The sequence below is a fragment of the Microcystis sp. M090S1 genome (assembly GCF_020246295.1).
GTDB classification, from domain to species: Bacteria; Cyanobacteriota; Cyanobacteriia; order Cyanobacteriales; family Microcystaceae; genus Microcystis; species Microcystis aeruginosa.
Genome location: NZ_JADBTF010000189.1, coordinates 1 through 7,305, shown reverse-complemented (window position 1 = coordinate 7,305; position 7,305 = coordinate 1). Strand labels below are relative to the sequence as shown.

The following is a 7,305-nucleotide window of genomic DNA, read 5'->3' as shown; positions in this document are numbered from 1 at the left end:
CTCAAAAAAGCTACGATAGGGCATATCGGAAGCTGGTCGTCAGACCTAAACGCTTGGGGAGATTTAAGCTCTATTTTGGTTGGTAGAAATACCTGCTAAGACAACTTGAGTCAGTGAACCAAGAATCCCTCGCATAAGCGCGACGGGAGTGTCAATCGTACTCACATTAACCATGACCGAGCCAACCCAATTAAACTATCACGATACCTATTCTTGTCCCGTCTGTCGCCATGGTAAAATTGCCGCTTTACCACTCATGGAAGCCTATGCTTGTAACTTTTGTCAACACATTTTTACTGCTAATTTAGAACAACAAGTTTTAAAAATGGCCGATAGTCAATTACCCTTAACTTGGTATTGGAATGGTAAGTATTGGCAGGGTTTACCGAGAGAAGGAATGGAGATGGCAGGTTTTTACTTAATTATCGGTTTAGGATTTGTGATTTTTCCCACAGCAATTGTGGCTACGGGAGCCTATCTTTTTCCTCCAGTCGAGGGGAGTCCTTTGTCATGGGTGCCTCTATTTTGGTCGATTTTAACCTTTATTTGCCATGCTATTTGTTTACTCTGGTTAATGATCGAATATTATCAGTTTCCCGTTAATATGTATCTGCGGGCCTTGGCCCGTCGTTGGCAAAATTCTGTCGTCACTAGATTATTATCCTAGGAAACATTCAATCCCAGAAAGGGGAGCAGGAAGTGGGGTGTAGGGTGTGGGGATAAAAAATCTGATAACTGATAACTGATAACTGATAACTGTTCCCTAAATTATCCCCAAAGGACAAAATTGACCCGATAATTCTAGTTTATTGTTTTGCAGCAGATATAAACCGTATTCAATTCCTTCTACTACTGCTTGATAGGAAGCTTCTAAAATATTACTAGACACTCCCACGGTAGTCCATCTTTGTTGACCGTTACTCGACTCGATTAAAACCCGAGTTTTCGCTGCCGTCCCTGAACCACTATCGAGGATTCTCACTTTATAATCGGTCAGGTGAAAGTTAGCAATTTCGGGATAGAATTTGACTAAAGCCTTTCTTAAAGCCCGATCTAAAGCAGCCACAGGCCCGTTACCCTCGGCCACTTCTAATAAATCTTCCTCTTTTACCCGTACTTTAATTGTAGCGATCGCATTACCACTATCCCGGAGCATATCACAATAAACTTGGAATCCTTTTAATTCAAAAAGGTGGCTTCTCTGTCCCAAAGCTTCCCGCATTAATAACGCAAAACTAGCTTCGGCTGCCTCAAATTGATAACCCTCACTTTCCAAGATTTTTAAACGTTCCAAAATTTGCCGACAGGTGGGATCATCTTTATTTAAATCGATGCCAAAACTGCGCGCTTTCGCTAACACATTACTTAATCCCGATTGGTCAGAAATGACGATGCGGCGCTGATTCCCGATCGCTTCCGGGTTAATATGTTCGTAGGTTAGGGGATTTTTCGCCACCGCAGAAACGTGAATGCCGCCTTTATGGGCAAAAGCGGAGCGTCCGACGAAGGGAGCATGATCATCCGGGGCTAAATTGACCATTTCGCTGATTTTTCGGCTAGTTCCCGTCAATCGGCCTAATTGATTTTCTTCTAGGCAGGAAAAGCCCATTTTTAACTGAAGATTGGGAATTAAAGTACATAAATTGGCATTGCCGCAGCGTTCCCCATAACCGTTAATTGTGCCTTGAATCATGCGTGCGCCCTCGTTAACTGCCGCTAAGGAGTTAGCCACGGCGGTTCCTGCGTCATTATGAGCATGGATGCCTAATTGAGGCGCATTTTCCTCATCGGGATCGATGCCCAATTGCTCCCGCACTTTCTCCACAATAGGGGCGATTTCTTGGGGTAAAGTGCCACCGTTGGTATCACAGAAAACTAACCATTCGGCCCCGGCAGCCCTGGCGGTTTTGAGGGTTAAAAGGGCGTATTCGGGGTTATTTTTGTAACCATCAAACCAATGTTCTGCATCATAAATGACTCGTTTTCCCTGACAGCGTAGATACTCGATCGTATCTCCTATCATGGCTAAATTCTCCTCCAGACTGGTTTTTAAGCCCTCTGTGACGTGCAGATCCCAAGATTTGCCGAAAATTGTCACCCAACGGGTTCTAGCGGCGAGAATGGCGGTTAACATCCGATCTTCCCGGGCCTCGATCTGGGGGCGACGAGTGGAACAAAAAGCGACTAATTCCGCTTGTTTTAGGGGTTCTTCGTGCAGTTTCCAGAAAAATTGACCGTCTCTAGGGTTTGCGCCCGGCCAACCGCCTTCGATAAAAGGAATACCCATTCTATCTAATTCCCTGGCGATTTTAATTTTATCTTCTAGGGAGAGGGAAATACCTTCTCGCTGGGCCCCATCCCGGAGAGTAGTGTCATAGACCCAAATGCGCTTACCATTGTTCATATAAATAGTCAATAGGTGTTAATATTAATTAATAACTGTAGCAAGTTAAAATCACGCCCCTAATGCCTAGAGTAACAGTTTATGGTCAAACAATCACCTGCGATCAAGGTGCAAATCTCCGTCGCGTATTATTAAAACATGACATTTCTTTGTATAATGGCGCTTCCAAGTTCAGTTATCAGTGATCAGTGATCAGTGATCAGTTTTGAGTTTTCAGTGAACAGTATTAAGTGTTAAAGTGTTAAAGTATTAAGTGGCAAGTTCGGAGCCTTCTTTTCACTGTTTACTGTTTACTGATTAAGGTGATCAAATGAACGAGACAATAACTTTTCGGATATCACCAATAATTCGGGTAACTTTATTAAGTTTATATGTGGCGTTAACCATCCCTTTACCCTTTTTAGCAAAAGTCACTAATTCCCCTGTTAATCCCAATTTTCTCTGGGTAGGAATTAGCTTAGGATTAATCGCTTTATACGGAGCTTTAAGTGAAAGAGTCATTTTATCAGAAACAGGGATACAAGTTACCTATCCCCAATGGTTTCCTGCTTTTCTTCGCTCTGGTTGGTGGTTAAATTGGACAGATATAAAAGAACTGAAATGTCGCAGTACAGGACAGGGTGGTTTAGTTTATTATTTCCTTGATCGCTCCTCGGAAAAAGCCTATTTATTGCCGATGCGAGTAGTGGGATTTAATCGCATGGTCAAAATAATTGCGGAAAAAACTAACTTGGATATGACTGATATTCGCCCCCTTTCTCAGCCTTGGATGTATGGAATTCTTTTTATTCTCACCCTATTTTTATTATTAGTCGATGCTTGGACTATTGCTACGGCGAGAACTATTATTCCCTAATAAATTCGGCTCAAAACGTAATCTACTAGCTCGATTAACACATCTTTTGAGGGAGAAGAAGCTAAACATTCAAGGTGTTTTAAGGCACTTTGACCGTATTGATCGGCTAATTCTTTTGAGCGAAGAATACCTTGGCTAGAGTGAATAAAATCAAGAGCTTTTTCGATGTCTCCTTCCTGACTAAATTCCCGCTCGATTAACACTTCTATATAGGGAGTTTCCTCCATGGCAAAGAGAGCGGGAGCGGTGATATTACCACTGATCAAATCGGAGCCAGAGGGTTTTCCTAATACTTCCGTAGGGGAGGTAAAATCGAGAATATCATCGACGATTTGAAAAGCTAATCCTAAATCGCGACCATAATTATATAAATGATGATTAACTTCAGCCGATTGCTCGCTTAATACCCCGGCCGCTTTGGCACTGTTGGCAATTAAAGAAGCAGTTTTGTAGTAACTTTTTTCTAGATAAGCTGCCAAGGAGATACTGGTATCAAAGCGATTAATTCCCTGTTGAATTTCCCCTTCAGCAAAATCGCGAATCACTTCTGAGAGCAATTTTACCACTTCTAAATTATCTAAATTAGCTAGATACCAAGAGGATTGAGCGAAAAGAAAATCCCCCGCTAAAACCGCCACGCGATTGTCAAATAAACTGTTAACGGTGGGAACACCGCGCCGCAATTCTGCCTCATCTACCACATCATCATGGACGAGACTGGCAGTGTGGATCATCTCCGTGATTTCCGCTAATCGACGATGACGGGGAGTGATATCCCGGTCTAACATGGTAGCGCGAGACACTAACAACACGATCGCCGGTCGAACGCGTTTACCACCGGCCTCGAACAAATGTTCTGCTGCCGCCGCTAAAATGGGATGACGAGCGCCGACGAGGTTTTTTAAGTTATCGGTCAAAAGACGGAGATCATCGTCAACGGGTGCGAATAAAGAAGTTGTTGGGATCATTGGTTAGCCAATTGGCGAGATAGTTACGAAAGTTTACATATCCTTACATTTATTTTAAGCTAACCGTCCAGACTAGGGAAGGGGAAGCATCAGTGATCAGTGATCAGTAATCAGTAATCAGTGATCAGTAATCAGTGATCAGTAATCAGTGAGGGGTTGGGGGTTGGGGTTTTAGGGTATTAGGGTTTTAGTTGAAATTTCCCCACTTCCCCACCTCCCCACTTCCCCACCTCCCCACTTCCCCACTTCCCCACCTCCCCACTTCCCCACCTCCCCACACCCCACACCCCACACCCCACTTCCCACACCCCACTTCCCTGGTCCCTAATCTTTTTCCCGACAAAACTCTTGTCATTGTCAAGACTCTAGGGTAACTTGTATATAAAAATTAATAAAGCGAGAAGTATTAGAACGATGTTGAGACTAATTAGCGACTTTGACGGCCCGATAATGGACGTATCGGAGCGATATTACCAAGTTTATCAAGACTGTTTACAGAAAACCGCCTATAAAGGTCAAATTATCGGGGAATTATCGAAAGCGGAATTCTGGCAGTTAAAACGGGAGCAGGTTTCTGAGAAGCGTATCGGGGAAATGTCAGGATTAGATGAAGATCAAGCGCGTAAATTTGCCCATCTTCGTCGTCAAACTGTCCATACTTTACCCTATCTTGTCCACGATCGCCCGGTGGTTGGTTCTTTGGAAACTCTCCAGAAAATCCAAGAGTTAAAGATCGATTTAGTCGTGATGACGATGCGGCGGGTATCCGAGCTAGATCATGCCTTTAATCGCCACGATATCGGTCGTTTTTTCGCCGCTAATCGTCGTTATTGTCTAAATAACAATTACACCAAAACCAACGACGTGCGCGACAAAACCCTGCTTATGGCTAAGGCCGCTAAAGAACTGCCGGCGGCTGCCGATACTTGGATGGTGGGGGATACGGAAGCGGATATTGCCGCCGCTAAAAGCCAAAATATTAAGGTTATTGGCGTATTATCGGGGATTCGCAGCCGTTCCCGTTTAGAGAGCTACGAGCCTGATTATATCGTCAATAACCTTGGGGAAGCAGTGGACGTGATCTTAGGCTCCCTACGAGCGATTGGTTAACGGAAAAAACTACTAATCACCCAAAAGATCAGAAAAGTGACGAGCGCATAAATTTGGCGATCGCCGAAAATGTTCAAATCAGCCTTGGCCGCTAAACTGGCTAATCCCGCTCCCAGAGCGACTCCTAGCACTAAACCAGCGAGAGTGAATAGTAAGGCGCGGCCAAAACGTTTTTCCTTGCGGTTGAAAAAATAGATATTAACGAAAACGCCAAAAGCTAAGAGCAGCGGTAAGAGGGAGCCACTGGGATCGGGAACTAACAGCGTTATTGCTCCTAAACAAGCGTAAATCACTGCTGGTACACCGATATCCCTTGCAGAAGGTGTATCGATTAAGCTTTGCCACCAGTTAGGAGATTTGCTGCTAGTAACTGGTTTACTTTCCACCGGAATCGCCAGACGTTCAGGAAAACGAATGCGATCGGGAACTTTAATTCTACCCTCCTGTCGCATCCGCAGTCGATCCATGAGGACCGAATCGTAGGCCGACTCGATCAATTCGACAATTTTGCTATCATTTTGATACTGTTGCACCAGTCTTTGTTTGGCCTCTTGAATTTCTTCAAAAGAGGATTCTTCAGTAACCCCAAGTTGTTCGTAGGGATTCTGTTCACTCATGAACATACCTCCTTAATTATGCTCCCGATAGTCATGATCTTAACCCTATGTTCTGTAGTTTAACTTGAGATCCAAGCTTATTTAAATTAATTAAGTTTAGCGAAAATCTGGGCAGAATCGATCGCTTCGTAGGGATAACCACTAGCATCTAAAAGGCTTTTTTCGGCGATTTCTCCTTCTTTAACGATAATTAAGCGGTTTTTGCCACCGTAGGCTTTAATTGTGACAATTTCTAAAGCAAATAACCCCGGGGAGAAACGGGGATTTATGGCCCCATCGTACTCGAATTTACTCTGCATTAACTGCAAAGCATAGACGTTACTGCTATCAAAGGGTGCTGCATCTCTCATCGTTTTGGCCCGCACTACCGGGATTAAATCGCCAAAAGGAATAGAAATACTTTGCCAGGTGCGATCAAGTGTATCAAAAGAATAACAGTAACCGATGCCATCCCAACGTCCTTCACAGCGCAGAATTAATTTATAGCGTTTTCCGTCCCCTTGTACCTGTAATTCTATTCCCTCGTAGTTAGATAAATTTAGGGGAGGATTCAGGTTTCTGGTACGAACTGAGGCAAAACCGCCGTTATTTTCAGTTCTAACGATACCGGAAAAGAGCGCTCGTCCTCCAGTCAGGGTTATCTGACTCTCACTCACTCCTCCCATTACCACATCATCCACCGCACCCCAGATTTCTTTGATATCACTGCTGGGATTGCTAAAGTCAAAGAGGGTTTTTTCGGCGGTTATCCCAGCATTTTTCAATAAATCGAGTAAATTAGCTAAACTATGGCGGTTATTCTCCCCTTGACAGTAGATAATTCTCTCAATCCCTGTGAATAATTGCGGGGTTTGCAGAGCAAATAAATCGACATTTTCAGCCAATAATTGACGTGCAGACTCGATATTATCGACTAAAGCGCGGATTTGATAGTTTTGCTGCTGTAGTTGGGTGATTACTTTTCTACCGATCGCATTTTCCCCACCAATGACTAAAATGGTCTTCATCCCTTGCTCATTTGTTAGCTGATTTTTTTTATCTTCCCCGAAACCGAGCAGCTTTTGCAGACAACTCCACAGGGGAATACTATCAAAATAGTCTAGAGTTTGCCAAAATCTCTGAAAATCCCAGCTTTTTGACTCAGCCATAACTTTTCTCTCCTCAAAAGGTACTGTTGACATCCTCACCGCCGGGGCCGGACGGTGATTCCCGGCAGATCAAACAAACTTAATTGAACGACCGACCGCTGGGTTGACGCTTCACGAGATGCTGCTTCTTTAACAGAAGTCTTATGCTGTCCTCCACGTCCGTTTTTTGAGGTCTCCGATTGCCCACCGGCGACCTTGATAT

7 protein-coding genes and 2 pseudogenes are annotated in these 7,305 nt (G+C 43.9%); 4 read left to right on the top strand and 5 right to left on the bottom strand.

Features of this window, described 5'->3' with window-relative positions; translation table 11 throughout:
- Positions 1–172: 172 nt before the first annotated feature.
- Positions 173–667, top strand: coding sequence for a hypothetical protein (locus IM477_RS08670; protein ID WP_002797423.1), 495 nt, complete (start codon positions 173–175; stop codon positions 665–667).
- Positions 668–763: 96 nt separating this feature from the next.
- Here IM477_RS08670 and cimA read toward each other — a convergent pair whose 3' ends face one another.
- Entirely contained in the window at positions 764–2,404 is a 1,641-nt protein-coding gene (cimA, locus tag IM477_RS08665; protein WP_287731391.1) for a citramalate synthase, read from the bottom strand.
- 62 nt (positions 2,405–2,466) lie between these two features.
- On the opposite strand from cimA, the pseudogene IM477_RS08660 reads away from it, so the two are divergent.
- Both IM477_RS08660 and IM477_RS08655 read left to right on the top strand, forming a co-directional pair.
- A pseudogene (locus IM477_RS08660) lies at positions 2,467–2,574 on the top strand (2Fe-2S iron-sulfur cluster-binding protein); the annotation flags it as partial.
- A 140-nt stretch (positions 2,575–2,714) separates the two neighbouring features.
- Positions 2,715–3,260 carry a hypothetical protein gene (locus IM477_RS08655; RefSeq protein WP_072927146.1) on the top strand — a complete coding sequence of 182 codons (546 nt, stop codon included), beginning with the start codon at positions 2,715–2,717 and terminating at the stop codon, positions 3,258–3,260.
- Here IM477_RS08655 and sds read toward each other — a convergent pair.
- On the bottom strand, positions 3,257–4,228 hold the full coding sequence (gene sds, locus IM477_RS08650) for a solanesyl diphosphate synthase (protein ID WP_287731390.1): 972 nt from the start codon (positions 4,226–4,228) through the stop codon (positions 3,257–3,259). The genes IM477_RS08655 and sds overlap by 4 nt on opposite strands.
- Before the next feature lie 414 nt (positions 4,229–4,642).
- On the opposite strand from sds, the gene IM477_RS08645 reads away from it, so the two are divergent.
- A complete protein-coding gene (locus IM477_RS08645; RefSeq protein ID WP_002761731.1) occupies positions 4,643–5,338 on the top strand; it encodes an HAD family hydrolase in 696 nt (231 codons plus the stop codon).
- Here IM477_RS08645 and IM477_RS08640 read toward each other — a convergent pair.
- The 3 genes and pseudogenes from IM477_RS08640 to IM477_RS23025 all read right to left on the bottom strand — a co-directional run.
- Complete coding sequence (locus IM477_RS08640) at positions 5,335–5,955, bottom strand: CPP1-like family protein (RefSeq protein ID WP_147073738.1); 621 nt, start codon at positions 5,953–5,955, stop codon at positions 5,335–5,337. The two genes, IM477_RS08645 and IM477_RS08640, sit on opposite strands and share 4 nt — an antisense overlap.
- Before the next feature lie 86 nt (positions 5,956–6,041).
- Positions 6,042–7,103 (bottom strand): CIA30 family protein, encoded by a 1,062-nt coding sequence (locus tag IM477_RS08635; protein WP_287731392.1) that lies wholly within the window; start codon positions 7,101–7,103, stop codon positions 6,042–6,044.
- Between the two features lie 35 nt (positions 7,104–7,138).
- A pseudogene (locus tag IM477_RS23025) lies at positions 7,139–7,305 on the bottom strand (RNA-guided endonuclease TnpB family protein); the annotation flags it as partial.